This window comes from Streptomyces sediminimaris, assembly GCF_047049295.1.
In the GTDB taxonomy this organism is placed as follows: domain Bacteria; phylum Actinomycetota; class Actinomycetes; order Streptomycetales; family Streptomycetaceae; genus Streptomyces; species Streptomyces sediminimaris.
Map to the genome: position 1 here is coordinate 6,712,573 of NZ_JBJWOT010000001.1, position 24,919 is coordinate 6,737,491.

The window sequence follows — 24,919 nt, forward strand, 5'->3', positions numbered from 1 at the left end:
AGAGGGACCATGAGCAGCCGTACCGTCATCCGTGGCGGCCTCGTCATCACCGCCGCCGACGAGATGCACGCCGACGTCCTGATCGAGGACGGCCGGATCGCCGCACTCGCCGCCTCCGGCACCCCGGCCGCCGAGGCGTTCACGGCGGAGAGGACCATCGACGCCGCCGGCAAGTACGTCATCCCGGGCGGCGTGGACGCCCACACCCACATGGAGATGCCGTTCGGCGGCACCTACGCCGCCGACACCTTCGAGACCGGCACCCGGGCCGCCGCCTGGGGCGGTACGACGACCATCGTCGACTTCGCGATCCAGAGCGTCGGCCGGTCCCTGCGCGAGGGCCTGGACGCCTGGCACGCCAAGGCCGAGGGCAACTGCGCCGTCGACTACGGCTTCCACATGATCGTCTCCGACGTGAACGCCGAGACGCTGAAGGAGATGGACCTCCTCGTCGAGGAGGGCGTCACCTCCTTCAAGCAGTTCATGGCCTACCCGGGCGTCTTCTACAGCGACGACGGCCAGATCCTGCGCGCCATGCAGCGCGCCGCCGACAACGGCGGCCTGATCATGATGCACGCCGAGAACGGCATCGCCATCGACGTGCTGGTGGAGCAGGCGCTGGCGCGCGGGGAGACCGACCCGCGCTTCCACGGGGAGGTCCGCAAGGCCCTGCTGGAGGCCGAGGCCACCCACCGTGCCATCAGGCTCGCGCAGGTCGCCGGGGCGCCGCTCTACGTCGTGCACGTCTCCGCGACGGAGGCGGTCGCGGAGCTGGCCCGGGCACGCGACGAGGGCCTGCCGGTCTACGGCGAGACCTGCCCGCAGTACCTGTTCCTGTCCACCGACAACCTCGCCGAGCCGGACTTCGAGGGCGCCAAGTACGTGTGCAGTACCCCGCTGCGGCCCAGGGAGCACCAGGCCGCCCTGTGGCGGGGCCTGCGCACCGACGACCTCCAGGTCGTCTCCACCGACCACTGCCCCTTCTGCTTCGTGGGCCAGAAGGAGCTCGGCCGCGGCGACTTCTCCAGGATCCCCAACGGCCTGCCGGGCGTGGAGAACCGCATGGACCTGCTCCACCAGGCCGTCGTCGACGGGCACATCGGCCGCCGCCGCTGGATCGAGATCGCCTGCGCCACCCCGGCCCGCATGTTCGGCATGTACCCCAAGAAGGGCACCATCGCGCCGGGCGCCGACGCCGACGTCGTCATCTACGACCCGCACGCCGAGCAGGTCCTGTCCGCCGAGACCCACCACATGAACGTCGACTACTCGGCGTACGAGGGCAGGCGCGTCACCGGCCGGGTCGAGACCGTCCTCTCGCGCGGCGAGAGCGTCATCCACGAGCGGGAGTACACCGGACACGCGGGTCACGGCGTGTACACCCCGCGCTCCACCTGTCAGTTCCTCAACTAGGAGTGGCGCCATGGACTTCGGACTCGTTCTGCAGACCGACCCTCCGGCCTCGAGGGTCGTCAGCCTGATGAAGCGCGCCGAGCGCAACGGCTTCCGCTACGGCTGGACCTTCGACTCCGCCGTGCTGTGGCAGGAACCGTTCGTGATCTACAGCCAGATCCTCGCCAACACGCAGAAGCTGACCGTGGGCCCGATGGTCACCAACCCGGGCACCCGCACCTGGGAGGTCACCGCCTCCACCTTCGCCACCCTCAACGACATGTTCGGCAACCGCACCGTGTGCGGCATCGGCCGGGGCGACTCCGCGATGCGCGTCGCGGGCCGCAGGCCCAACACCCTGGCCCGCATCAGCGAGGCGATGAAGGTCATCCGCGCCCTCGGCCGCGGCGAGGAGGCCGACCTCGGCGGCGGCACGGTGGTGAAGTTCCCCTGGATCAAGCCGGGCGCCGGGCTCCCCGTGTGGATGGCGGCGTACGGCCCCAAGGCCCTGAAGATGGCCGGTGAGGAGGCGGACGGCTTCATCCTCCAGCTGGCCGACCTCTACCTCACCGAGTACATGGTGAGGGCCGTCAAGGACGCGGCCGCCGCGGCCGGCCGCGACCCCGGCGACGTCACCGTCTGCGTCGCCGCCCCCGCCTACGTCACCGCGGACGACTCGCCCGAGGCGCTCGCCCACGCGCGGGAGCAGTGCCGCTGGTTCGGCGGGATGGTCGGCAACCACGTCGCCGACCTCGTCTCCAAGTACGGCGAGCACTCCTCCCGGGTACCGGAGGAACTCACCGACTACATCAAGGCGCGGGAAGGGTACGACTACTCCCACCACGGCCGCGCCGACAACCCCGACACCCGGTTCGTGCCCGACGAGATCGTCGACCGGTTCTGCCTCATCGGGCCGGTCGAGCGGCACATCGAGAAGCTGAACGCCCTGCGCGAGCTGGGCGTCGACCAGTTCGCCGTGTACGACATGCACGACGCGCAGGAGACCGTGATCGACGCCTACGGCGCGCGGGTCATCCCGGCGGTCAACGCCTGACGTCCGCGGCATCCGCGCAACGCACCGTCCCCCCACTCCCGTTCTCCCCCTCCCCACCTCCCCGGGGAGGGGGCCGAAGACCGGAGACCCGCACGGCCTTTCCGGACCATCCTTGATCGATTGGCCTGCTCATGACCGACACCGCTCCCTCAGCCATACCACCGACAGCCCAGGTCACCCTCGCCGACGGGCGCGTGGAGATCGCGCCCGGATCTCCCCGGCCCAGCGGTCCCTACGCCAACAAGGACCTGCTCCCGGTGCCCGTCGAAGGGCGCACCTGGACCACGTACAACTTCTCCGCGCTGTGGGTGGGCATGGCCCACAACACGGCCTCCTGGACGCTGGCCTCCGGTCTGATCGCCGTCGGCATGGACTGGAAGCAGGCGGTGTTCACCATCGCCCTGGCCAATGTGATCGTGCTGGTCCCGATGCTGCTCACCGGCCACGCCGGACCCAAGTACGGCATCCCCTTCCCGGTCTTCGCACGGGCCTCCTTCGGCATCCGCGGGGCCAACCTGCCCGCCGTCGTACGGGCGTTGGTGGCCTGCGGCTGGTTCGGCATCCAGACCTGGATCGGCGGCGAGGCGATCTTCTTCCTGGCCGGCAAACTGATCGGCAACGGCTGGTCCGACGCGGCGAAGACCGGCGGGCACCCGTGGACGATGTGGGTGTCGTTCGTGGTCTTCTGGGTCATCCAGGTCGCCATCATCTACCGCGGCATGGAGACGATCCGCCGGTTCGAGAACTGGGCCGCGCCCTTCGTGATCGTCGGCGCGCTGGTGATGCTGTGGTGGATGAGCGACAAGGCCGGCGGCTTCGGCCCGCTGCTCGACCAGCCCTCCAAACTCGGCTGGGGCGGCGACTTCTGGACGCTGTTCTGGCCGTCCCTCATGGGCATGATCGGCTTCTGGTCCACGCTGTCGCTGAACATCCCGGACTTCACCCGCTACGGCAGGAGCCAGAAGGCGCAGACCTGGGGGCAGGCGCTGGGCCTGCCGACCACGATGACGCTCTTCGCGTTCCTCTCCGTGCTGGTCACCTCCGGTTCGCAGGCCGTGTACGGCCAGACGATCTGGGACCCGGTCCAGCTCGCGGCCAAGACGGACAACGTGCTCGGCCTGCTGTACGCGCTGGTGACCGTGCTGGTCGCGACCCTCTCCGTGAACATCGCGGCCAACCTGGTCTCGCCGGCCTTCGACTTCTCCAACGTCGCGCCCCGGAAGGTGAGTTTCCGCGCCGGCGCGCTGATCACCGCGGTGCTCGCCGTACTGATCTTCCCGTGGAAGCTGTACTCCGACCCGCAGGGCTACATCTTCACCTGGCTCGGCCTGGTCGGCGGTCTGCTCGGCACGGTCGCCGGCATCCTCATCGCCGACTACTGGATCCTGCGCCGCGCCCGGCTGCACCTGGTCGACCTGTACCGCGCGGGCGGCCGCTACTGGTACACGGGCGGCTGGAACTGGCGGGCCGTGGTGGCCTTCCTGGCGGGCGGCGTACTGGCCATCGGCGGGGCGGACTTCAAGCCGCTGCTCGACGGCCGGCCCGTTCCGGCGCTGAGGCCCCTGGCGGACTACGGCTGGGCGGTCGGCCTCGGCACCTCGATGGTGCTGTACCTGGTGCTGATGACGGCGCGCGGACGGCGGGCGGAGCGCGGCGTCTGACGCGCGGCCCGGGGGCGGCCGGCGCGGCTCAGCTCGCCCGGCCGCTGCGCAGCGCGGCCACGGCCTCCTTGGCGGCCTTGATGGCGCCCTTGTTGATCTCGTCGGTACCGGGCGCCTTCTTGGTCTCGAAGTCGCTGCCGTTGTAGGTCACGGCCACCAGCACGTTGCCCACCCGGGAGATCACCACGCCCTCGCGGGTCTGCTGCTTGTCCTGGGTGGTCAGGTTCACCACGGAGTAGCCCTCGTCACCGAGTCCGGGGACCGCTCCGCCGCCGCTCTTGTCCGCGATGCGGCTCTTGTACGCCGTCTGTCCCGCCTGGTCGGAGTCCATGACCTCGAAGGAGACGTCGAGCCAGCGGTAGTCGTAGCCGTGGAGTGCGTTCCAGGAGCAGGTGCGGCGCAGCTTCTCGTCCGTCGACTTGATCTCCTTGCCGGCCGTCTTGGCGCCCGGCACCAGGGACTTGAGCGTCTTGACGTCCACGCTGCCGCACGGTGCGGGCGCGGCGGAGTAGGACTTGCTCTGAGCCGCCGTGGCCGGGGCGGTGGCCGACGGGGTGCTCGTCTCGTGCGTCTCCTTGTGCGCGGCGGCGGGCGTCGCGGCGGGTCCGGACGACAGCGCCCAGCCGGCCGCGGCCAGCACGACGACCGGGGACAGGCGCGCGGTCAGAGCGAGCGGCAGAGGGAAATCGCGCACGGCACACTTCTCGGTGGGGGATGGTGTGCGGAAATGGTCCGCACTGCGGACGGGGCGCCAGTTTCACATGAGTCTCTGTGAGACGGAAGTGTCAACTCGCTCCGTACACGCGTGGTTACCGTTCAGTCACCGCGGGCCGGGTGCCTCAGCGCCCGCACCCGGCCGGTGCGGGCGGGCGCGGTCACGCCCCCTCCCTGGCCGCGTGCAGGGTGAACGCGCTCTCGACGCGGTCCACGGCGGCGAACGCGCCGTGCGCGACCAGGCGGACGAGGCTGCCGTCGGTGTGCTCCGGCCGCCGCCAGGCCGTCACGTCCTCCCGCGTGATGCGGTACGGCGCGAGCGCCGCGAGCAGAACCAGCCGCGCGCCGGGGCGCTCACGCCGGTCCGGAAGCCCCGCCCAGGACAGCGGTGGATGCGAGCCGTCCCAGTCCCACAGGGCCTCCCGTACGAGGGCCTGGTCGTCGGTGTCGAGCAGGCCCGCACCGGCCGCGGTCGCCGCGCGCAGCGCCGCGTAGGCCGGGCCCACGGTCGTGCCGGCCGCCCACGCGGGGCCCGGCCCGGGGTCGTCGAGCAGGGCGAGGGCCGCGCCGGGCACGGCGGGGCGGCGCACGGTCCCGGCGATCGAACGGCCCGCGAGGCTGCGCACGGGGCGCCACCTCTGGACGTTGCCCGGCAGCAGCCGCTCGGTCAGCAGGGCCGAGACGACCCGGTTGACGAAGTGGAAGGCGAGCGCCGTGCCGATGTAGCCGGGAGCGTGCTCGGGCGGGAACGGGTACGGCATCAGGCCGGCGCCCGGCACGCGCGTGTGCCGCCCCCAGGCCAGCACGCGCGCGTGCCGGGCGTTCTCCGGCTGCTCGCCCCGCGCCAGCCGCTCGGCGAGCGCGTGGTCGCCGGTGGCGTGCAGCAGGACCGTGTGCGCGTCCACGCAGAACGGGCACTTGTTGGCGCGCGACACCCCGTAGGCCGCCAGCTCCTTGCCGGTGCGGCTGCCCGGCCCGGCGATCAGCGACTCGCGCACCAGGGCCCAGGCGGCGGCGAGGACGTTTGGCGCGGAGGACAGCACCACGAAGGTGGGGGCCCTGTCGACGCCGAAGTCGCGGGCGAGCTGCCCGTAGACCTCGGCGACGCGGCCGGTGGCCGCCCCGGGCGGCAGGGGTTCGGTGAAGCGGAACGGTGTGGACATGAGCAGCAGGGTGCGCCCCGGCGGCGGTCGGAGTCGTCGTACGGCCGCATGCCGTGTGCCCTGCGACCGCGGGGGCCACCGGCGCCCGGCCCTACTACGGCGGGAGTAGCGCGAGAGCCGTCCACAGGGCTGACGCCGTTGTCCGTGCGGCCGTCTACTGTGCGTGCATGAGCGGGCACCGGGTCTCACGCGGACGCCTCGCCGACGCGGCCTTCGCGGTCGCCGTCGGCGCCATCGTGCTGACCGCGGCCGCCTTCGACGCGGACACCACCGCCCTCGACTACGCGCTGATCGCGGTGGCTTCCGCCGCGCTCGCCCTGCACCGCGCGGCCCCGCGGGCGGTGCTGGCGGTGTCGACGGCGACCGGCGGCGCCTACGTGCTGCACGCCCATCCGGGACCGGCCGCGTCGCTGCCCGTCTTCGCCGCCGTGCTGGTGGCGGCCCGGGCGGGCCACCGCGGGTACGCGGCCGGTGCGAGCGGGGTGTTCGTGGCCGCGTACATCCCCACCGGGCCCACGACCCATGACGTCGTCGAGAGAACCGCGCTGCTCGCGGGCTGGTTCCTGTGCGCGGTGATCACGGGCATGGCGGACCGCAACTGGCAGGCGTACCTGCGCCAGACCGAACAGCGCGCCCTGGAGGCGGAGCGCACCCGGGAGGAGGCGGCCCTGCGCCGCGCCGGCGAGGAGCGCCTGCGCATCGCCCGGGAGCTGCACGACTCGCTCACCCACAGCATCTCCATCGTCAAGCTCCAGGCGGGCGTCGCGGTCCACCTGGCCCGCAAGCGCGGCGAGGAGGTGCCGCCCGCGCTGCTCGCCATCCAGGACGCCTCCAGTGAGGCGATGCGCGAACTGCGCTCCACCCTGGAGGTGCTGCGCAGCGACGAACCGACCGGCACGCCCGCGCTGCTGGTGGAGCGGGCCCGGGCGGCGGGCCTCGCCGCCGACCTGGAGGTGACCGGTGAGGTCAGAACCCTGCCGCCGGCGCTCGACCGGGCCGTCTACCGCATCGTCCAGGAGGCCCTGACCAACGCGGCCCGCCACGCGGGCCCGGCGAAGGTACGGGTCCGGCTGGCCTACGACGCCGACGAGGTGACGGTGACGGTGAGCGACGACGGCACGGCCGACCCGTCCCGCCCGCACACCCCCGGCGTGGGCCTGACAGGTATGCGCGAGCGCGTCACCGCCCTCGCCGGCACGCTGCGCGCCGGCCCGCGCGCGGAGGGCGGTTTCGAGGTGCGGGCGCGGCTGCCGCTGGGGGAGGCGGGATGATCAGGGTGGCCCTCGTCGACGACCAGGCGCTGATGCGGGCGGGGTTCCGCGCCCTGCTGGAGGCCGAGGACGGCATCGAGGTGGTGGGGGAGGCGCCCGACGGCGAGCAGGGCCTGGCGCTGGTGCGCGCGCACACGCCCGACATCGCGCTGATCGACGTGCAGATGCCGGTGATGACGGGCATCGAGGCCACCCGCCGGATCGCCGCGGACCCCGGCCTGGCCGCCGTACGCGTCGTGATCCTCACCAACTACGGCCTGGACGAGTACGTCTTCGAGGCCCTGCGGGCCGGCGCGAGCGGCTTCCTGCTGAAGGACACCGAACCGGCGGACCTGCTCCAGGCCATCGAGGTGGTGGCCCGCGGCGAGGCCCTGCTCTCCCCGTCGGTCACCCGCACCCTGATCGGCGAGTTCGTGTCCCGGCCGCCGGACCGGGCGACGGCGCCCGGACTCGACTGCCTGACACGGCGCGAACGCGAGGTGACGGCCCTGGCCGCCCGGGGCCTGAGCAACGAGGAGATCGCCGCCCACATGGTCGTCAGCCCCTTCACGGCCAAGACCCATGTCAGCCGTGCGATGACGAAGCTGGGGGCGCGGGACCGCGCCCAACTGGTCGTCTTCGCCTACGAGTCGGGCCTGGTCTCGCCGCGGCACGCCTGAGCGGGTACCGCGGCACCGCGTGGCCGTCCGGCAGGCGGGGCGGGCGGTCCGTGCGTTTCCCGCGTTGCCGCGTTGCCGCGTTGCCGCGTTGCCGCGTTGTCCGGCGGAACGCGGGATCTTGCGGTGCCTGGGGGCTGGGTAGCCTGCCGGTGGAGCCGAGCGCCGATCGCACGGCGCGGGCGCGTCAACCGCGAGGTGAGAGATGCCGTTCACGACCCGGCCGACCCTGCAGGGCACCTTCGGCATGGTGTCCTCCACCCACTGGCTGGCCTCGCAGTCGGCGATGGCGGTGCTGGAGGCCGGCGGGAACGCCTTCGACGCGGCCGTGGCGGGAGCGTTCGTGCTGCACGTCGTCGAGCCGCACCTCAACGGGCCGGCCGGCGAGGTGCCGATCCTGCTCGCCCCGGCGGGCGGCGGGGTACGGGTGCTGTGCGGCCAGGGCGTGGCCCCGGCCGGGGCCACGGTCGCGCACTACCGGTCGCTCGGCCTGGAACTGGTCCCCGGCACCGGGCCGCTCGCCGCCGCCGTGCCCGGCGCGTTCGACGCGTGGATGCTCCTGCTGCGCGACCACGGCACCAAGCCCCTCGCCGACGTCCTCGCCCACGCGATCGGATACGCCGAGCACGGGCACGCGCCCGTGGAGAACGTCGGCGCGACCGTCGAGACCGTACGGGAGCTCTTCGAGACGGAGTGGACCTCCTCGGCGGAGGTCTATCTCCCGGGCGGGAAGGCCCCGGGCCCGGGTGAGCTCTTCCGCAACCCCGCTCTGGCCGCCACCTGGAAGCGGCTGCTCGCCGAGGTCGCCGGGGCCGGGGACCGGGTCGCGCAGATCGAGGCCGCGCGCGAGGTGTGGCGCTCGGGGTTCATCGCCGAGGCCCTGGTCCGGCAGGCACGGCGGCCGACCAGGGACACCACCGGCGAGCGCCACACGGGCACGCTCACGCCCGCCGACCTGGCCGGCTGGTCCGCGGCCTACGAGGCCCCGGCGACGTACGACTGGAACGGCTGGACCGTGTGCAAGGCCGGCCCCTGGAGCCAGGGCCCGGCCTTCCTCCAGCAGCTCGCCCTGCTCCCGCCCGAACTGCCCGAGTACGGCGGCGCCGACTACGTACACCTGCTGATCGAGGGCTGCAAGCTCGCCATGGCCGACCGGGAGGCCTGGTACGGGGACGCGGCCGAGGTCCCCCTCGGCGACCTGCTGTCGCCGCCGTACAACGCGGCCCGGCGCCACCTCGTCGGCGCCAGGGCCTCGCACGAGCTGCGCCCCGGCAGCCCCGGCGGACGCGTCCCGCGGCTCAGCGCGCACGCGCACGTGGTCGTCGGCGACGAGCCCGGGTTCAGCCCCATGGGCGCCGGCGAACCCACCGTGGCCAAGCCGCCGGTCTCCCCGGTGCCGGGCGAGCCCCCCGTCGGGGCGAACGGCACCACCCGCGGCGACACCTGCCACCTCGACGTCGTCGACCGCTGGGGCAACATGGTCGCCGCCACCCCCAGCGGCGGCTGGCTGCAGTCCAACCCGGTCGTGCCCGAACTGGGCTTCCCGCTCGGCACCCGGCTGCAGATGACCTGGCTCGAGGACGGCCTGCCCAACACGCTGACGCCCGGCCGCCGCCCCCGCACCACCCTCACGCCCTCGATCGCCCTGCGCGGCGGCGTCCCGGTGCTGGCGTTCGGCACGCCCGGCGGGGACCAGCAGGACCAGTGGCAGCTGCACTTCTTCCTGGCCCTCGCCCTGCGCGCACCGGTCCGCGGGGGCCTCGACCTGCAGGGCGCGATCGACGCCCCGAACTGGCACAACGACAGCTTCCCGGGCTCGTTCTACCCGCGCGGCATGCGGCCGGGCAGCGTGACCGTCGAGTCCCGCATGCCGGCCGGCGTCGTCGGGGAACTGCGGCGCCGGGGCCACCGGGTGACCGTCGGCGACCCCTGGTCGGAGGGGCGGCTGTGCGCGGTCGCCCGCGACCCCGCGACCGGCGTGCTGTCGGCGGCCGCCAACCCGCGGGGCATGCAGGGGTACGCGGTCGGCCGCTGACCGGGAGGACGGCACGTTCGGTGGGAGCGCGCCGGTGTGGTGCCCGTCACTGATCGACAGCGCCGAGTTCACGCCGATTCCACCGGGGATCCACCCTTCCGGCGGGGATTGTCAGTGGCGCGTGCTCTCATGGAGGCATGATCGAAGACAAGGAAACCATCGACGAGTTTCTCGCCCGCCACTCGGCCGACGTGGAGGAGGCGGTCCGCAAGGCCGCCGCGGCCGAGATCATGCCCCGTTTCCGCGGCCTGGCCGCGCACGAGATCGACCAGAAGAGCGGACCGCACGACCTGGTGACCGACGCGGACCGCCTCGCCGAGCGGTATCTCACGCGGGCGCTGGCCGAGCTGCTGCCCGGGTCCGTCGTCGTCGGGGAGGAGGCGGTGCACGCCGACCCGGCGACGTACGAGGCGATCCGCGGCGACGCCCCGGTCTGGATCGTCGACCCGGTCGACGGGACACGCCAGTTCGTGCACGGCGACCCCGGGTTCTGCACGTTGGTCGCGCTCGCCCGGCGCGGGGTGCTGCTCGCCTCGTGGACGTACCTGCCGGTCGAGGACCGGCTCGCCACCGCCGTGCGGGGCCGGGGCGCCTTCCTCGACGGCCGGCGGCTGCGCGCCGGCGCGCCCGCCCCCGGCCGTGACCTCCGGGTGGCCACCTCCCACCCGGACTACACGACCGACGAGCAGAAGCGGGCCCTGCTCGGCCTGTGGAGCGACGGCATCGCGCCGCGTGCCTGCGGCTCGGCCGGCCTGGAGTATCTGGCCGTCGCCCGCGGCGAGTCCGACGCGGTCGCCTTCAGCTGGGAAGCCGCGTGGGACCACGCCGCGGGCATCCTGCTGGTCGAGGAGGCGGGCGGCGCGCATCTGACGTCCGGCGGTGAGCCGTTCCGCGTCACGGGGGGCAACGTCCTGCCGTTCACGGCCGCCCGCGACACGGCGACGGCGCGCCGGGTGCGGGGACTGCTGCCGGACGGGGCGTGACCCGGGCGGCCGTTCAGGGCTGAACCACCCGCCTCGGGAGAGCGCCGGCCCCGCGGCATATCCTGATCCGCACAGGCCATCGGCTGACGAAGGGGTCCGAAGGTGCCGTCGATGCTCGATGCTGTCGTGGTGGGTGCGGGGCCGAACGGGCTGACGGCCGCCGTGGAGCTGGCCCGCCGCGGTTTCTCCGTGGCGGTCTTCGAGGCCCGTGACACCGTCGGGGGCGGGGCCCGCACCGAAGAACTCACCCTGCCCGGCTTCCGGCACGACCCGTGCTCCTCGGCCCACCCGCTGGGCATCAACTCCCCGGCGTTCCGCGCCCTCCCGCTGGAGCGCTACGGCCTTCAGTGGCTGCACCCCGAGCTGCCCATGGCCCATCCCTTCACCGACGGCAGCGCGGCCGTGCTGTCGCGATCGGTGGCCGAGACGGCGGCCTCGTTCGGCCCGCGGGACGCGGGTGCGTACCGCAGGCTGGTCGAGCCGTTCCTGCCCAAGTGGGACACACTGGCCCGGGACTTCATGTCCCTGCCGGCCACCGCGCTCCCGCGCGACCCGGTCACCCTGGCCCGTTTCGGGCTGGTCGGCCTGCCCCCGTCGACATGGCTGACCCGCCGCTTCCGCGACGAGCCCGCCAAGACCCTGTTCGCGGGCCTGGTCGCGCACGTCATGGCGCCCCTGACCGGGTTCGCCACCGGCGCCGTCGGGCTGGTCTTCGCGCTCGCCGCGCACGCCCGGGGCTGGCCCGTGGCCCGCGGCGGCTCCCAGTCCATCTCCGACGCGCTCACCGCGTACCTGAAGGACCTGGACGGCGTGGTCCACACCGACTACGAGGTCAAGCGCCTCGACGACCTGCCGCCCGCGCGCGCGTACGTCTTCGACACCTCGCCCACCGCGCTGGCCCGCATCGCGGGGCTGGGCCGTTACTACGAGGGCTACCGCTACGGCCCGGGCGTCTTCAAGGTCGACTACGCGCTGGACGGCCCGGTGCCGTGGACCGCCGAGGAGGCCCGCAGCGCCGGCACCGTGCAGATCGGCGCGGACAGCGCCGAGATCGGCACCGCGCTGCGGGAGGCGTCCCGCAGGGGCCGGGCCCCCGAGCGGCCGTTCATGATCACCGTGCAGCCGGGCGTCGTCGACCCCACCCGCGCACCCCGGGGAAAGCACGTCTTCTGGGCCTACGGCCATGTGCCGAGCGGCTGGACCGGCGACCTCACGGACGCCATGGAGCGTCAACTGGAGCGCTTCGCACCGGGGTTCCGCGACCGCGTGCTCGCCCGCGCCACCGCGGGCCCGCCCGAGATCGCCGCCCGCAACCACAACTACATCGGCGGGGACATCGGCTCCGGCGCGGTCTGCGGACTGCAGACCCTGCTGCGCCCCAAGCTCTCCCTCTCGCCGTACAGCACCCCGCACCCGGCCGTCTTCATCTGCTCGTCGGCGACGCCGCCGGGCCCCGGGGTACACGGCATGTCCGGGCACAACGCCGCGAAGGCCGTCTGGAGGAGGCTGAGGCAGACATGACCACCATCACGCTCGCCCAGGGCGACATCACGCGGCAGAGCGCCGACGCGATCGTCAACGCCGCGAACTCCTCCCTGCTGGGCGGCGGAGGCGTCGACGGCGCCATCCACCGCCGCGGCGGACCCGCGATCCTCGAGGAGTGCCGCAAGCTGCGCGCCTCGGAGTACGGCGGGGGCCTGCCCACCGGGCGGGCGGTCGCCACCACCGCGGGCGACCTCGACGCCCGCTGGGTGATCCACACCGTGGGCCCGGTCTGGTCCCCCGGCGAGGACCGCTCCGAGCTGCTGGCCTCCTGCTACCGCGCGTCACTCGGCGTCGCCGACGCGCTCGGCGCCCGTACGGTCGCGTTTCCCGCCATCTCCACCGGTGTCTACGGCTGGCCGATGGACGACGGCGCCCGCATCGCGGTGGAGACGGTCCGGGCCGCGCGGACGTCGGTCGAGGAGGTCCGGTTCGTGCTCTTCGACGAGCGGGCCCACGAGGCGTTCGTCCGGCGGCTGGGCCGGCCGCACGCGCGGTGAGACCCCCGGCGCGCCCGGGAGCTGCTCAACGAACGGTGGAGGCGGCCGGGCCCCGCGAGTCAACCTATTGTGGAACGCGGAAACCATCAGCTGATGGATGACAGAATTCACGGCGACTGAAAAAATCAGGCCAGAGTTCAGCGGATACAACACGCCTGTCGCCTGAGAATCGCAGCGTTCCGGCGGGAAGAGTTACTGGTCATTTCGAATGGTGCGTCCCTGTCCGACTGCAGGGCCGATTCCATTTCGCGTCAGACCCGGGGGAGTGACTTGCAGATCAATATATTGGGCCCAGTCTCTGTCATCACCGACGGACAGGCCCGCACCATTCGAGCCAGCAAGGTGAGGGCCATGCTCGCCACCCTTGCGCTCAAGGCGGGCCGGGCGGTGTCCAATGAAGACCTCGTCGACGAACTGTGGTCCGGGCACGCGATCGGCAACGCGCGGAACGCGTTGCAGGCGACCGCGACCCGGCTGCGCAGGGTGATCGAGCCCGCCCTGCACCGCCGTGGCGGCTCCGTGCTGCGCGGCGTGAACAACGGTTATCTCCTGGAGCTGGCACCGGAGTACGTGGACGGCAACAGGTTCCTCGACCTGGCCGCCCGGGGCACCGCGCACCTGCAGACCCACCCCGTGCGCTCCCTGGAACTGCTGCAGTCGGCCCTGGACCTCTGGCGCGGATCCGCCCTCCTCGACGCGGGCGACGGGCTGCGTGTCCGGGGCGCGGCGGCCCTCTTCGACGAACGCCGGCTCACCGCGTGCGAGGACCTGGTCAACGCCCTGCTGTCGGTCGGTGACGAGGCACGCGCGATTGCGGAACTGCGCCAGCTGGTCGCCCTCTACCCGCTGCGGGAACGGTTCTGCGAACTGCTCATGCTCGCCCTCTACCGCTCCGGCCGCCAGGGGGAGGCGCTGGATTCCTTCCTGCGGACCAGGCAGCGGCTCGACGAGGAGCTGGGGATCCAGCCCGGGCCGCCACTGCAGCGCCTGCACGCCGAGATCCTGGCCCAGGCCCCGGCCCTGAGGCTGCCCGCGGCGATCCTGCCGGGCCTGGGCGAACCCGCGGTGGTCAGCAGGTAGCGGTCACGGGCCGTGACCGGCGGGCCGCCCCGATCACCCCGGCCCCGATCACCCCGGCCCGGATCACCCAGGGCCGGATCACCCGGCCCTGGCCGCCCGGGCCGGTGCCGGCCGTTCGCCGGAGCACCACGTTCCCCCTGTCTCCCTCCTTCGGCCCGCGCGCGATCCCTTGTCCGTCGGGGGCCGGAACAACATAGAGGAGAGGTCGCATCATGCCGTCCGATTCGGAATCGCGCCCCGAAGAGAGCGCATTCCCGAAGGAGCCCATGGCGATCGTGGGGATTGCGGCGCTGTATCCCGGCGCTTCGGGTCCTGAGGAATACTGGGAATTACTGAACCGGGAACGTCCGGGCGGTGCCGTGACGCGCGGTCTGGACGACCTGCACATCGACGTGGCCCGGTTCGGAATTCCGCCGGCCCAGGCCGGGGCCATGGCCCGGATGCAGGTCCTCATGCTGGAAGCGGCACGCCAGTGCCTCTCCGACGCCGGACACCCCCGGCGCCCGCTGCCCGCCGAACGCACCGATGTCATCACCGGCACCTGCTTCGGCCTGGACCGCCAGCAGGCCAACGCGCTGCGGATCGAGGCCGGCCGCTACGCCCACGAGGTCGAACGGGCGGCGGTGGCGGCGGGAGTCGACGAGGCGGCCGCGCGGGCCGCCGCCGAGGAGCTGCGGTCGCGGACGGCACGGCGCCTGGGAGCCTCCCCGCACGACCGGGTGGGCGAGATGGCCAGCACGATCCCCGCCCGGATCGCCACCGCGTTCAAGGTGCACGGACGGACGCTCGCGCTCGAGTCGGCGGAGGCGACCTCCTTCCTGGCCATCGACCACGCGGTGCACAACCTCCGCCGCGAGGTCTCCGACGCGGTCCTCGTCGTCGCCGGACAGCGGTGGGAGAGCCCCGTCGTCACCAGGGCCCTGCGCGCCGGAGGACTCCCGGGTGCGATGGGCGCCGGCCTGCCCGGGCAGACGTACGACCGGGTCGGCGAGGGCGTCGGCGCACTGCTGCTGAAACGGCTGTCCACCGCCGTACGGGACGGTGACCGCGTCTACGCCGTGATCCTCGACTCCTCCGTGCGCCACGACTCCCGTCCGGGCGCCTTCCGCCCCTCCCGCTCCGCCGGGCTGCGCCGTGCGCTCGCGCAGACGTCACTGCGCGCCGCCGGGGTGAGCGCCGGGTCGGTGACGTACGTGGAGTGCGCCGGCGTGCCCCTCGGCCCGCAGGCCGAGCCGGAACTTCAGGCGCTGGCCGGGCTGCACGGTGGCGCCCTTCCCGCCGGCCTGGCCCTCGGCAGTGTGCGGGAGCGGCTCGGGAACACCTTCGCCAACGCCGGGGTCGCCGCCGTCAGCAAGGTCGCTCTCGCCCTGCACCACCGGCGGATCCCGCCCCGCGGCGCACCGGGCCGCGCCGCCGGGAGCGGCGCGCCCGGCACGGCACTCGCGCCGCCGTCCCCGAGCGAGGAGTGGCCGGCGGGCGGTGACGCCGCGCCCCGCCGCGCGGTGGTGCACGGATCCTCGTTCACCGGGACGGTCTGCCACCTCGTCCTGCAGGAGTACGCCGGGGACGCCGACGGCGACGCCGCCGGAGGCACCGGCGGAGCGAGGCGGCCGGCCGGCCCGAACGCCTCGCCCGGGCCGGCCCCCGCCCGGCCCGGCCCCGCCCGGACCGCGGCCGTTGCGGCCCCGGTGCGGCGCCCGGAGCCGATCGCGGTGGTGGCTCTCGCCGGCCGCTTCGCGGGCGCGCCAGACGCCGAGGGCTTCTGGCAGGTGGTCAGCTCCGGCCGGACCCGCATCGGCCCGGTGCCGGAGTCCGTACTGGAGCGGCGCCTGTACCACGCGCCCGGTGCCCTCAGCCTCACCCACAGCTACACCGACCAGGGCGCCCATGTGCCGGTGCCCGAGGAGCCACCCGGCGATGTGCGGATCGTCCCCGCGCGGCACACGGCCCTGGACGACACACAGCGCCTCGCGCTCGCCGTCGCCGCCGAACTGCTGCGGGGACGGGCGCCGTACCCGGCGGGGGATCCGGGCGCGCGCGGTGCCGCCGGGCGGCTCACCGGCAGGGGGCTGGTCGCGATCGGCACCAACCTGGGTCTGACGCGCGAGCGCCGTGCCAACGCACGGCTGTCCCTGCAGTCCTGGGACGAGGAGACCGGACGGCTCGCCGCTCTGGACGGTCTGTCCCCGCTGTGCAGGAAGGCCCTGCTGGCGTCGGTACGCGAGAAGTCACCGGGGACGGGAGACGACGACGCGCTGTCACCGGGCTTTCTCGACGGCTGCCTCGCCAGTGGCGTGGCCGCGCTCATCGCCCATGAGTACCGCCTCGACGCCGTGCCCGTCGGGGTCGAGGCCGCGTGTGCGTCGTCCCTCGCGGCGCTCGACGTCTGCGTCGGGGCCCTGCGGCTCGGCACGGCGGACTTCGCCGTGACGGGTGGCGTCGAGCTGGCCTGCAACACACGTGACATGGTGCTCTGTTCCGCGCTCGGGCTGCTGTCGCACGGCCGGATCGCCCCCTTCGACCAGGCCGCCGACGGCTTCAGCCCGGGCGACGGCTGCGGCCTCTTCCTGCTCAAGCGGTACGGCGACGCCCGCCGCGACGGTGACGACATCGTCGGCCTCATCCGGGCCACGGGCGCGTCCAACGACGCCAGGTCCCTGATCGCCCCCGACGTGGAGGGGCAACTGCTGGCCATGCGGCGGGCCTTCGCCGAGGTGGACTTCGGGCCGTCGGCCGTCGACTACCTGGAGGCCCATGGCACCGGAACCAAGGTCGGAGACCGCGTCGAGATCGCCGCCGCGGCCCGGATCTACGGCAGCGAGCCCCGGGCGAGGCCCCTGGAGATCGGCTCGGCGAAGTCGTTCTTCGGCCATACGTTCGCGGCCGCCGGCAGCGCCGGCCTGCTGCGCGCGCTGCTCGCCATGCGGGCGGGGACGCTGCCCCCCAACGCCAACCTCCGCACGCTGAATCCGGCACTCGACCTCGACGCCATCCCGGCGGCCGTGTCGACCGAGCCGTCCGAGTGGACACGGCAGCCCGGCCTGCCGAGGCGCGCGGCGGTGAGCTCCTTCGGCACCGGGGGCATCAACTACCACGTACTCATCGAAGAACACCTGGACGGACGATGAACCTCGAATTCGACGCGGACACCGAGGAGATGCGTGCCATGGTCGTCGCGTTCGCCCAGCGCGAGCTCGCCGGCCGGGGTGATACGGCGCGCGCCCCGTTCGACACGGCCGGCTTCCGGCGGCGCTGGCGGCGCGCGGGCGAACAGGGGCTGGTGGGCGGCGCCGTGCCCGCCGACTACGGTGGCAGCGGCCTGGACGCCGTCGCCTCGTCGGCCGTGATGGAGGCGCTGGGCTACGGCGGTGAGGACACCGGCTTCGCGTTCTCCGTCGCCGCCCATCTGTTCGCCGCGCTGATGCCCGTCGTGGAGTTCGGCACGGAGGAGCAGAAGCGCGAGTGGCTGCCCGGGCTCTGCTCGGGGGAGCTGATCGCCGCGCACGGCATCACCGAGCCGGAGGCCGGATCCGACGCGCTGAGCCTGCGCACCCGTGCGGAGCGCAAGGGGGACGAGTACGTCCTGCACGGCAGCAAGTGCTTCACGACGAACGCGCCCGTCGCCGATGTCTTCGTCGTCCAGGCGGCGACCGAGCCGAGCGGCGGCTTCTTCGGCCTGACGGCGTTCGTCGTCGAGGCCGGCACCCCGGGGCTGAGCGTCGGAGCGCCCTACGACAAGGTCGGCCTGCGCGGATCGCCCACGGCCGACGTGCACTTCGACGGGTGCGTCGTCCCGGCCGGCCGGGTGCTGGGCACCGAAGGGGCCGGGGCGACCGTGTTCTCCGCGTCCATGAAGTGGGAGCGCGTCTGTCTGTTCGCCATCTACCTGGGCGCGATGCGACGCGTCCTGGAGTCCACGATCGCCTACGCCAAGGAGCGCGAGCAGTTCGGTTCCCCCATCGGTGGCTTCCAGGCGGTCGGCCACCGGATCGTCGACATGACGCTGCGCCTGGAGTCCGCCCGGCTCCTGCTGTACAAGGCCGCCCGGGGCCTGGCGCGGGGCGACCAGGACGAGATCGCGCCCGCCCTCGCGAAGCTCGCGGTGAGCGAGGCCGCCGTACAACTGGGCCTGGACGCCGTCCAGGTGCGGGGCGGCCTCGGCATGGTCGGGGGAGAGGCCGAGACCTTCCTCCGCGACGCCCTGCCCGCCCGCGTCTTCTCCGGCACCAGCGAGATCCAGAAGAACAACGTCGCACGCGCGCTGGGGCTGGGGAGCAACCGCCGGCCGAACCGCCGGCGTTGATCCGGGCCCGCCCACGGCACCCGACCACCCCTCGGACACGGAGGTTTCCCTTGGCGATCATCGTTCACCGGATACGACTGCACGACGGCGTCGCACCCGGGCGCTTCGAGAGGTGGGTGCGGGAGGTCGACTACGCGGCATGTCCCGACCTGCCCAGTGTGCTGGCCTTCGGTGTCCAGCGGGTGGTGGACGCCTCCGCCGGGGCGCCCGGCGCCGAGGATCCCGGCTACTTCGAGATCATCGAGGTGAGCAGCCGCGAGGAGTTCGAGCGGGACATGAAAAGCTCGCGGTTTCAACAACTCGTCGTGCAATTCGGCCAAATGGCGAAAGTCGTCGACGAGGTGACCGGAGAACGGATCGGGGACGGATATCGGGCACAGCGACGGTGAAGTGTGGTTGAAACACATACTGAATTCTCTTCAGTCGACTGGGTCCGGAGGGATGGAATTCCGTCCGAGAGCGGAGATGAGGCCCGATTCGTAGGCGACGGCCACCGCCTGGGCGCGTGTCCCGACCCCGAGTTTCCTCAGCAAGTGGTGGACGTGGGAGCGTACCGTCGCCGTGGAAACGGACATCTTCTCCGCTATCTCGGCGTTGGACTTCCCCTGGGCCAGCAGGACGATCACCTCGGACTCCCGTGGTGTCAGGGCGGCCACCAGGCACGTGGCGGACGCCGACGGCCCCTCGTCGGGCAGGTGGTGGAGGCTCGACCTGGCCTCCTCGGGCAGGACGATGGCCCCGCCGACACTGACCGTGCGCAGTACGTGGACCAGTTCGTCCGCCGAGCTGCCCGGGGTCAGGACCGCCTGGACGCCGACCCGCAGGGCCTCGATGGAGCGCGGCGCGTTCTCCGCCTTCGCGATGAGGACCACCTTCGTGTCGGCGGACAGGGCGGCGAGTTCCCGCTTGTGCTCCACGGTCAGCGAGGGGGACACGATCACCAGGACGTCCGGTTCCTGCCGCGCCGCGGCCGCCGCGGACTCGGCGCCGGTCGTGTTGCCGATCACGGTGATGTCGGGCTGCTGGTCGAGCAGTGCCCGCATTCCCGCGCCCAGGATCGCATCCTCGCAGCAGACGAGTACGCGGATGTTCACCGACTGCCTCCCCTGAGGTGGGGCCGAGCGGGTGCATGGGTGGTTCACCCGTTACGGCCCGGGATGTGACGTTGGTGAGAGGTGCCCTCAGCGGGCGCCGGCCAGGCGGGCCGTCCGGAAGAACCGGCAGGCGGCTTTCGGTTCTGTTCGGTTGTGGTGGTGCAAAGTTCGTGCCTCCCCCGAGAGGGCGCCTAAGCGCTCTTCCGACACTCCTTGCTGCTTGCGACGACCGAATGCGGTGGTCGTTTTTCGGCCGTGCAATATTTCATATAAGCAGCTTATTGAGGCTAGCACGGGATGACGCGGCTGCACCGCATTCGGAAGACAGGTCACCGCCCGAACAACCCGCCCGCCCCGCCCGGGACCGGCTTCACCGCCCCGTGGGCGAATTGCCGACCGCCGCGCGGCGGCGGAACGTCATACGCGGCGCAGCGCTCGCGGCGCGGCCAGCCGCTGGGACGGCGGGAACGCCGAGACCGCGCGCCCGAGCCGGCTGACGAAGAACGCCCGCCCGGGCAGGCCGAGCCGCCGCTCCAACTCGGCCCGCACGTCGTCGTGCTGGAGGAGGACGCTGACGGGGTGCAGCGCCAGCCCGGCGCGGGTCGCCTCCAGCCAGTAGTCGGCCAGCACGGCGCCGCCCCGGACGACGGACCCGGCACCGGGTTCCTCCTGGCCGAAGCACAGGGCGACGACGGCGGGGGAGTGCCGTACCACGGCGGCGAGTTGACGGGCGAGGATCCGGTGGTAGCCGACGTGCCGCAGGATCCGCATGGTCGGGGGCGCCAGGGCGATCCGCATGCCGAACCGGCGCGGCGGCGACAGCGGCCCGAAGAGCTGGCCGAGGGAGAACCCGTCACCGCGCGCCGCCGCCTCCGCCTCGTCGCGGCGTACGAACGAGTACGTCTCCGTCCAGGCGAGGCGGTGGCTGAAGTCGCGCCCGCCGTGCCGGGAGACGAGGTCGGCGACCGCGGCGCGCTCGGCGTCGGCCACCACATGGCGGACGGTGACCTCGGGGCCGTGCTCCGTTCCCGTCAGGAGGGACGGCGGACCCGGTCGCGCCGTCGGCAGTCCCGCGAGCACGGCGGGGTCGATGCCGGCCACGTCGTAGGGGCCGCGGTTGGTGTGCCGGGCCCGCACGGTCCCGCGCAGTTCGTCGAGGTCCCGCGCGGACGCGTGCCCCCGGCGCAGGCGGACGACGCACAGCGGCACCCAGGCATCCGGCCACCGGTCGCCGAAGATCCGGCCGGGGGCGCCGTCCGCCGGGCCGTGTCCCCCCGGCGCAGGATCGAGGAAGCGGACGCCGTCGGCCGGCCAGCCCTGCGCGGCCAGGGCGCGCGTCAGGATCTGCCCGTACGCGCCGCAGCTGAGCAGCATCTCGGTCCCGTGCGCGGGGAGCGCCGACAGCCGCCGCTCGCGGTCCAGGGCGAGGACGAGGAACTCGCCGTCGTCCCGCCCGGCAGGACGGCCTTCGCCGGCCGTGGGCCGCCCGAGCAGCGCCGCCGCGGCGCGCCGGGCGAGCGTGCCCGTCGGCCAGCCGACGGCCCAGGGCTGGCAGTTGTGCGACGAGGGGCTGCGGGCGGCGATCTCGGCCGCCGAGTGGAGCGCGTCCTCGAAGGCCACGCCCCGGCTCGCGGGAACGGACCGGGACCCGGATGTCGATGTCACTGCCGCTGAACTCCTATCGCCACACCAACGCCACGGAGTAGCCGTCGACTTCACGTGCCCAGCTGTCGAACCGCGGCCCGTCGCCCTCGGGGACGTGCCGCCTGAGAGCCGGCCCCGCACGCCACGAGAAGCGGCCGTCGGCACGCCAGCCGGTCAGCTCCACCTCCCCCGGGTCCACCCGCAGGCCGAAGCCGAAGTGCTTGAGCACCGCCTCCTTGCACGCCCAGCGCAGCGACGGCGGCATGGCCCGCAGCCGGCCGGATCCCGTGTCCGCCGCGCCGGGCGGGGAGCTGAGCAGCGCGGTGAGCATCGGCGGCATCCGGCGGACCCGTTCGACGTCGATGCCGACGGCACGCGGACCGCACACGGCGACGGCGAAGTCCACCGAGTGCGACAGCCCGACCTGGACCGGGTGGTCGACCTGCGGTTTGCCGGCCCGCAGACCGCCGGTGACGGCGCTGACGCGGACGTCGCGGGTGCCGGGCCGTGTCCCGAAGTGGCGCCCCTGGTAGGCGCACACCCCGTGCTTGAGCGCCAGGCGCCCCGCCAGCCACTCCAAGCGCCGCTTGGGCAGGCGCAGTTGCCGCGCCTGCGCCCTCTCGGCGGCGCCGAGGTGCCGGGACTCGAGGGCCGCACGGGTCTGCTCGCCGCCCGCCCGCAGCCAGGCGATCGACACGACGGCGAGGGTCAGCGGCCCGCGCACGTGGCAGACGTACAGGGGCCGTGCCGGATCGAGGGCCAGGCGGTCGTCGAGTCCGGGCGGGGCGGCGCGGACCGGTGGTGTCCTCACCGTGCGCACGTCAGCGATCCACCGGTGGCGGCAGCAGGAAGGGGTAGGGACGGCGCAGCACCTTGAAGTGCCAGAAGCGGTCGGCCGCGCGCAGCCGCTGGATCAGCTCCCACATCCGGGCGTCCCCGCGGTAGTAGGCGGCGACCTCCGCGGCCGTGATCGGCTCGGTGAGGCGCCCGTTGGCCTGCTCCAGGAAGGCCGGGATCAGCGCGTCCAGCCGCTCCTTGTGGAGGTTGCCGAGGAAGTCCAGGAGCACGCCGCGCGTGCCGTAGAACTTGTCGAAGATCGACTTGCTCATCGACAGCCGTACGGCGTCGCGCAGCACCCAGGGCAGCGAGGTGAAGAAGAGCCGGACGTCGAGTTTCTCCCGGCCCCGCTCGTCCCGCATGAGCGGCGTGGTGACGTCCACGTACACCAGCTCACCGCCGGTGTCGACCCAGTTGGAGGCCTGGGCGTCCAGCCCGAGGGAGGGGGACACGGTCCGGTCCACCTGGTCGAGGAAGCGGGAGAAGAAGTCCTTCGCCCATGTCTCGTCCTCGGTGTGCAGGAGCCGGGAGCACAGCCGCCGCTCCGGCAGTTCGCGCTGCACGCAGTAGGCCACGACCCGCCCGCCCGGCCGGTGGGCGTGCCACAACCGCGTGTCCGCGACGTTCAGTCCGCTGTCCGCCAGGCGCCGGAGGTAGTCGTCGAGGCCACGCCGGTAGTTCTCGAAGCGCGCCCGGTCGGGGAAGACCGGCAGCCGCTTGCAGGCGTAGGCGCCGTCGTCGGTCCGCAGCCGGAGCACCAGGGTGACCTCGCCGTGGCCCAGGATGTCCAGGGCGCTGTCGTCGGCGGTGCGCAGCGCGGCCTGGACGCGGTGTTCCAGGCGGTCGAGTTCGGCGTGGGGAACGGTGAAGGACATGGGCATCGCGCCTTTACGTGTCGGTGTCCGTCCCGGCTTGGGCGGGGACGGGGGAGACGCCGGCCTGGGCACGGCGGTGCACCACGATCAGGTAGATGGCGGCGGCGAAGAACGCGGCGTCCAGCACGAGGATCTGGGGCACGCTGCCGACCAGGATGATCACGAAGCAGACGAGCATCACCAACTGCCCGTAGAGCGCGGCGAGCACCAGCTCACGGTTGCGGATCAGCACCAGGCCGCTCGAGATCATCGCCGCCGCGACGAAGACGGTGACGCCCGTCGGGTACTTCGCCAGCCAGTCGGTGAAGGCGCCGATCACGGCGACGCCGTGGTTGGCGTCGGCGGCGTCGTTCAGACGCTGCTTCACCGACTCGATCTGCGGGAAGAACTTGCCGACGCCCGCGATGATGTAGAGGACGCCCACGATGCGCTGAAGAACCAGGATTCGTTTGGTCACCTGTCGGATTCTTCCGATGTCATGGCCCGCCGGCCGGTGGTTTTTCCGGACAAGATCTGTCGGCCGTGCCCGCGGTTCACGCGGCCGTGAGGACCAGGACGGCGTTCTGGCCGCCGAAGCCGAAGGAGTTGCTCACCGCCACCCGCACGTCGCACCGGCGCGGGGGCCCGGCGACCACGTCCAGCTCGATCCCGGGATCGAGCCGCCGCAGGTTGGCCGTCGGAGGAACGGCGCCGTGCTCGACGGTGAGCACGGTCAGCGCCGCCTCGATCGCGCCGGCCGCCCCCAGCGTGTGCCCGAGGACGCCCTTGGCGGAGGTCACCACGGCACCCTCGCCGAGGACCTTGCGCAGTGACCGTGCCTCCGCCGCGTCGTTCAGCGGGGTGGACGTGCCGTGGGCGTTGACGTGATCGACCTCGTCGGGCATCACGTCCGCCGCGGCCAGCGCCGTGCGCAGGGCCCGGACGACGCCGGCGCCCTCGGGGTCCGGAGCGGTCATGTGGTGGGCGTCGGCCGACGCCCCGTAGCCGGCCACCTTCGCCCGTACCCGCGCGCCACGGGCCCGGGCGTCGGCCTCCCGCTCCAGGACCAGCATGCCGCTGCCCTCGCCGATGACGAACCCGTCGCGGTCCGCGTCGAACGGCCGTGAGGCGGCGCCGGGTTCGTCGAGCCGCCTCGACAGCGCCCCCATCTGGGCGAAGCCGGTCACCATGAGGGGGCTCACGCCGGCCTCGCCGCCGCCCGCGAGCACGACGTCGCAGCTGTCGTCGCGCAGCAGCTGCAGGGCCGTGCCGATGGCGGTGGCCCCGGACGCGCAGGCCGTCGCCGTGACGAGGTTGGGGCCCGTCGCGCGCAGGTCCATGGCCAGGTGGCCGGCGACCATGTTGGGCACCAGCATCGGGATCAGCAGCGCCGACACCGCCTGGGGGCCGTCGTCCAGCATCCGCCGGTGCTGGGCCTCCCACGTCGCCACGCCGCCCAGGCCGCACCCCACGACCACCCCGACCCGGGCGCCGTCCCACGTCCCCGGGTCCAGCCCGGCGTCGCCGACGGCCTCGCGCGCCGCGGCGACGGAGAGCTGGATGAACCGGTCCTGGGTCAGCGTGCTGCGCCGCCCGACGTGCTCGCGCGGGGAGAAACCCGGCACCGTGCAGGAGATGTCCACGGGGAGGCCGGCCAGGAGCGGGTTGCGCGCCGCGGCCGACCTGCCCGCGCACACGCCCCGCCAGGTGGCGTCGGCACCGATACCGGCGGCGGTGACCAGCCCGATCCCGGTGACGGCCGTGGCGGGCGGTGTGCGTGCGGTCATGAGGAGGCCGTGCGGGAGGAGGCCGCGGAGGTGGTGTGCCGCTCCAGGAGCTCCGCGACCTGGGCGACCGTGTCGCCGGGCGAGGCGGCGTCGTCGTCGATCTGGACGCCGAACTCCGACTGGATCACCAGCAGCAGTTCCACCAGGAACAGGGAGTCCATGTCGAGGTCCTCGAACGTGGTGTCCGGCCCGATCTCGGCGCGGTCCACCTCGAAACGGCCGACGAGAAGATCGACCAGCCTGCCGTACATCGCACTCATGGGATGCGCCCTGCCTTTCCGGTGGCCCGTCCCGCGCTCCGCGGGGAGCGGGGGCGAACGCGCATTCGCGTGCCGGGAGTTCGTCGTAC

22 protein-coding genes are annotated in these 24,919 nt (G+C 73.2%); 13 read left to right on the forward strand and 9 right to left on the reverse strand.

The window, feature by feature from the left end:
* Nucleotides 1-9 precede the first annotated feature (9 nt).
* The 3 genes from hydA to ACJ9NR_RS30805 all read left to right on the forward strand — a co-directional run bounded on the left by hydA (nucleotide 10) and on the right by ACJ9NR_RS30805 (nucleotide 4,107).
* Entirely contained in the window at nucleotides 10-1,413 is a 1,404-nt protein-coding gene (gene hydA, locus ACJ9NR_RS30795; RefSeq protein WP_412491459.1) for a dihydropyrimidinase, read from the forward strand.
* Between the two features lie 10 nt (nucleotides 1,414-1,423).
* On the forward strand, nucleotides 1,424-2,446 hold the full coding sequence (locus tag ACJ9NR_RS30800; RefSeq protein WP_412491458.1) for a TIGR03842 family LLM class F420-dependent oxidoreductase: 1,023 nt from the start codon (nucleotides 1,424-1,426) through the stop codon (nucleotides 2,444-2,446).
* Between the two features lie 131 nt (nucleotides 2,447-2,577).
* Nucleotides 2,578-4,107, forward strand: coding sequence for an NCS1 family nucleobase:cation symporter-1 (locus ACJ9NR_RS30805; protein WP_412491457.1), 1,530 nt, complete (start codon nucleotides 2,578-2,580; stop codon nucleotides 4,105-4,107).
* A 28-nt stretch (nucleotides 4,108-4,135) separates the two neighbouring features.
* On the opposite strand, the gene ACJ9NR_RS30810 is transcribed toward ACJ9NR_RS30805, so the two are convergent.
* Both ACJ9NR_RS30810 and ACJ9NR_RS30815 read right to left on the reverse strand, forming a co-directional pair.
* The gene (locus tag ACJ9NR_RS30810) at nucleotides 4,136-4,801 is read right to left on the reverse strand and encodes a hypothetical protein (protein WP_412491456.1); all 666 of its coding nucleotides are present in this window, start codon (nucleotides 4,799-4,801) and stop codon (nucleotides 4,136-4,138) included.
* Between the two features lie 181 nt (nucleotides 4,802-4,982).
* Nucleotides 4,983-5,984, reverse strand: a complete 1,002-nt coding sequence (locus tag ACJ9NR_RS30815) for a carboxymuconolactone decarboxylase family protein (protein WP_412491455.1) — start codon at nucleotides 5,982-5,984, stop codon at nucleotides 4,983-4,985.
* A 167-nt stretch (nucleotides 5,985-6,151) separates the two neighbouring features.
* On the opposite strand from ACJ9NR_RS30815, the gene ACJ9NR_RS30820 reads away from it, so the two are divergent.
* The 10 genes from ACJ9NR_RS30820 to ACJ9NR_RS30865 all read left to right on the forward strand — a co-directional run bounded on the left by ACJ9NR_RS30820 (nucleotide 6,152) and on the right by ACJ9NR_RS30865 (nucleotide 18,743).
* Nucleotides 6,152-7,255 carry a sensor histidine kinase gene (locus tag ACJ9NR_RS30820; RefSeq protein WP_412491454.1) on the forward strand — a complete coding sequence of 368 codons (1,104 nt, stop codon included), beginning with the start codon at nucleotides 6,152-6,154 and terminating at the stop codon, nucleotides 7,253-7,255.
* Nucleotides 7,252-7,914: a response regulator gene (locus tag ACJ9NR_RS30825; RefSeq protein ID WP_412491453.1), complete on the forward strand. Its 663-nt coding sequence runs from the start codon at nucleotides 7,252-7,254 to the stop codon at nucleotides 7,912-7,914. Before ACJ9NR_RS30820 ends, ACJ9NR_RS30825 begins: the two co-directional genes overlap by 4 nt.
* 202 nt (nucleotides 7,915-8,116) lie before the next feature.
* Nucleotides 8,117-9,946 carry a gamma-glutamyltransferase family protein gene (locus ACJ9NR_RS30830; RefSeq protein WP_412491452.1) on the forward strand — a complete coding sequence of 610 codons (1,830 nt, stop codon included), beginning with the start codon at nucleotides 8,117-8,119 and terminating at the stop codon, nucleotides 9,944-9,946.
* A gap of 137 nt (nucleotides 9,947-10,083) precedes the next feature.
* Nucleotides 10,084-10,929, forward strand: a complete 846-nt coding sequence (locus ACJ9NR_RS30835; RefSeq protein WP_412491451.1) for an inositol monophosphatase family protein — start codon at nucleotides 10,084-10,086, stop codon at nucleotides 10,927-10,929.
* Nucleotides 10,930-11,040: 111 nt separating this feature from the next.
* A complete protein-coding gene (locus ACJ9NR_RS30840) occupies nucleotides 11,041-12,450 on the forward strand; it encodes a phytoene desaturase family protein (protein WP_412491450.1) in 1,410 nt (469 codons plus the stop codon).
* Nucleotides 12,447-12,971, forward strand: a complete 525-nt coding sequence (locus ACJ9NR_RS30845) for an O-acetyl-ADP-ribose deacetylase (RefSeq protein ID WP_412491449.1) — start codon at nucleotides 12,447-12,449, stop codon at nucleotides 12,969-12,971. The genes ACJ9NR_RS30840 and ACJ9NR_RS30845 overlap by 4 nt, the downstream gene beginning before the upstream one ends.
* Before the next feature lie 342 nt (nucleotides 12,972-13,313).
* The gene (locus ACJ9NR_RS30850) at nucleotides 13,314-14,051 is read left to right on the forward strand and encodes an AfsR/SARP family transcriptional regulator (protein WP_412491448.1); all 738 of its coding nucleotides are present in this window, start codon (nucleotides 13,314-13,316) and stop codon (nucleotides 14,049-14,051) included.
* Nucleotides 14,052-14,263: 212 nt separating this feature from the next.
* A complete protein-coding gene (locus tag ACJ9NR_RS30855; RefSeq protein ID WP_412491447.1) occupies nucleotides 14,264-17,179 on the forward strand; it encodes a beta-ketoacyl [acyl carrier protein] synthase domain-containing protein in 2,916 nt (971 codons plus the stop codon).
* Complete coding sequence (gene redW / locus ACJ9NR_RS30860) at nucleotides 17,176-18,354, forward strand: L-prolyl-[peptidyl-carrier protein] dehydrogenase (protein WP_412491446.1); 1,179 nt, start codon at nucleotides 17,176-17,178, stop codon at nucleotides 18,352-18,354. Before ACJ9NR_RS30855 ends, redW begins: the two co-directional genes overlap by 4 nt.
* Before the next feature lie 50 nt (nucleotides 18,355-18,404).
* The gene (locus ACJ9NR_RS30865; protein WP_412491445.1) at nucleotides 18,405-18,743 is read left to right on the forward strand and encodes a RedY protein; all 339 of its coding nucleotides are present in this window, start codon (nucleotides 18,405-18,407) and stop codon (nucleotides 18,741-18,743) included.
* Nucleotides 18,744-18,773: 30 nt separating this feature from the next.
* Here the strand turns inward: ACJ9NR_RS30865 and ACJ9NR_RS30870 are convergent, their stop codons facing one another.
* The 7 genes from ACJ9NR_RS30870 to ACJ9NR_RS30900 all read right to left on the reverse strand — a co-directional run bounded on the left by ACJ9NR_RS30870 (nucleotide 18,774) and on the right by ACJ9NR_RS30900 (nucleotide 24,830).
* The gene (locus ACJ9NR_RS30870; RefSeq protein ID WP_412491444.1) at nucleotides 18,774-19,448 is read right to left on the reverse strand and encodes a LuxR C-terminal-related transcriptional regulator; all 675 of its coding nucleotides are present in this window, start codon (nucleotides 19,446-19,448) and stop codon (nucleotides 18,774-18,776) included.
* A 417-nt stretch (nucleotides 19,449-19,865) separates the two neighbouring features.
* Nucleotides 19,866-21,113: a nitroreductase family protein gene (locus ACJ9NR_RS30875; RefSeq protein WP_412491443.1), complete on the reverse strand. Its 1,248-nt coding sequence runs from the start codon at nucleotides 21,111-21,113 to the stop codon at nucleotides 19,866-19,868.
* Between the two features lie 13 nt (nucleotides 21,114-21,126).
* Nucleotides 21,127-21,912 carry a 4'-phosphopantetheinyl transferase family protein gene (locus tag ACJ9NR_RS30880; protein WP_412491442.1) on the reverse strand — a complete coding sequence of 262 codons (786 nt, stop codon included), beginning with the start codon at nucleotides 21,910-21,912 and terminating at the stop codon, nucleotides 21,127-21,129.
* Nucleotide 21,913: 1 nt separating this feature from the next.
* A complete protein-coding gene (locus ACJ9NR_RS30885) occupies nucleotides 21,914-22,804 on the reverse strand; it encodes a DUF6206 family protein (RefSeq protein WP_412491441.1) in 891 nt (296 codons plus the stop codon).
* A gap of 13 nt (nucleotides 22,805-22,817) precedes the next feature.
* The gene (locus tag ACJ9NR_RS30890; protein WP_412491440.1) at nucleotides 22,818-23,261 is read right to left on the reverse strand and encodes a DUF6041 domain-containing protein; all 444 of its coding nucleotides are present in this window, start codon (nucleotides 23,259-23,261) and stop codon (nucleotides 22,818-22,820) included.
* Between the two features lie 76 nt (nucleotides 23,262-23,337).
* The gene (locus tag ACJ9NR_RS30895; protein ID WP_412491439.1) at nucleotides 23,338-24,570 is read right to left on the reverse strand and encodes a beta-ketoacyl-[acyl-carrier-protein] synthase family protein; all 1,233 of its coding nucleotides are present in this window, start codon (nucleotides 24,568-24,570) and stop codon (nucleotides 23,338-23,340) included.
* Entirely contained in the window at nucleotides 24,567-24,830 is a 264-nt protein-coding gene (locus ACJ9NR_RS30900) for an acyl carrier protein (RefSeq protein ID WP_412491438.1), read from the reverse strand. The genes ACJ9NR_RS30895 and ACJ9NR_RS30900 overlap by 4 nt, the downstream gene beginning before the upstream one ends.
* Nucleotides 24,831-24,919 lie beyond the last annotated feature (89 nt).

What these genes read in the sequence shown, in the direction of transcription:
- hydA (WP_412491459.1), top strand. Translation starts at nt 10, where the DNA reads ATGAGCAGCCGTACCGTCATCCGTGGCGGCCTCGTCATCACCGCCGCC.
- ACJ9NR_RS30835 (WP_412491451.1), top strand. Translation starts at nt 10,084, where the DNA reads ATGATCGAAGACAAGGAAACCATCGACGAGTTTCTCGCCCGCCACTCG.
- ACJ9NR_RS30820 (WP_412491454.1), top strand. Translation starts at nt 6,152, where the DNA reads ATGAGCGGGCACCGGGTCTCACGCGGACGCCTCGCCGACGCGGCCTTC.
- ACJ9NR_RS30845 (WP_412491449.1), top strand. Translation starts at nt 12,447, where the DNA reads ATGACCACCATCACGCTCGCCCAGGGCGACATCACGCGGCAGAGCGCC.
- redW (WP_412491446.1), top strand. Translation starts at nt 17,176, where the DNA reads ATGAACCTCGAATTCGACGCGGACACCGAGGAGATGCGTGCCATGGTC.
- ACJ9NR_RS30895 (WP_412491439.1), bottom strand. Translation starts at nt 24,570, where the DNA reads ATGACCGCACGCACACCGCCCGCCACGGCCGTCACCGGGATCGGGCTG.
- ACJ9NR_RS30825 (WP_412491453.1), top strand. Translation starts at nt 7,252, where the DNA reads ATGATCAGGGTGGCCCTCGTCGACGACCAGGCGCTGATGCGGGCGGGG.
- ACJ9NR_RS30885 (WP_412491441.1), bottom strand. Translation starts at nt 22,804, where the DNA reads ATGTCCTTCACCGTTCCCCACGCCGAACTCGACCGCCTGGAACACCGC.
- ACJ9NR_RS30805 (WP_412491457.1), top strand. Translation starts at nt 2,578, where the DNA reads ATGACCGACACCGCTCCCTCAGCCATACCACCGACAGCCCAGGTCACC.
- ACJ9NR_RS30840 (WP_412491450.1), top strand. Translation starts at nt 11,041, where the DNA reads ATGCTCGATGCTGTCGTGGTGGGTGCGGGGCCGAACGGGCTGACGGCC.
- ACJ9NR_RS30815 (WP_412491455.1), bottom strand. Translation starts at nt 5,984, where the DNA reads ATGTCCACACCGTTCCGCTTCACCGAACCCCTGCCGCCCGGGGCGGCC.
- ACJ9NR_RS30900 (WP_412491438.1), bottom strand. Translation starts at nt 24,830, where the DNA reads ATGAGTGCGATGTACGGCAGGCTGGTCGATCTTCTCGTCGGCCGTTTC.
- ACJ9NR_RS30855 (WP_412491447.1), top strand. Translation starts at nt 14,264, where the DNA reads ATGCCGTCCGATTCGGAATCGCGCCCCGAAGAGAGCGCATTCCCGAAG.
- ACJ9NR_RS30830 (WP_412491452.1), top strand. Translation starts at nt 8,117, where the DNA reads ATGCCGTTCACGACCCGGCCGACCCTGCAGGGCACCTTCGGCATGGTG.
- ACJ9NR_RS30800 (WP_412491458.1), top strand. Translation starts at nt 1,424, where the DNA reads ATGGACTTCGGACTCGTTCTGCAGACCGACCCTCCGGCCTCGAGGGTC.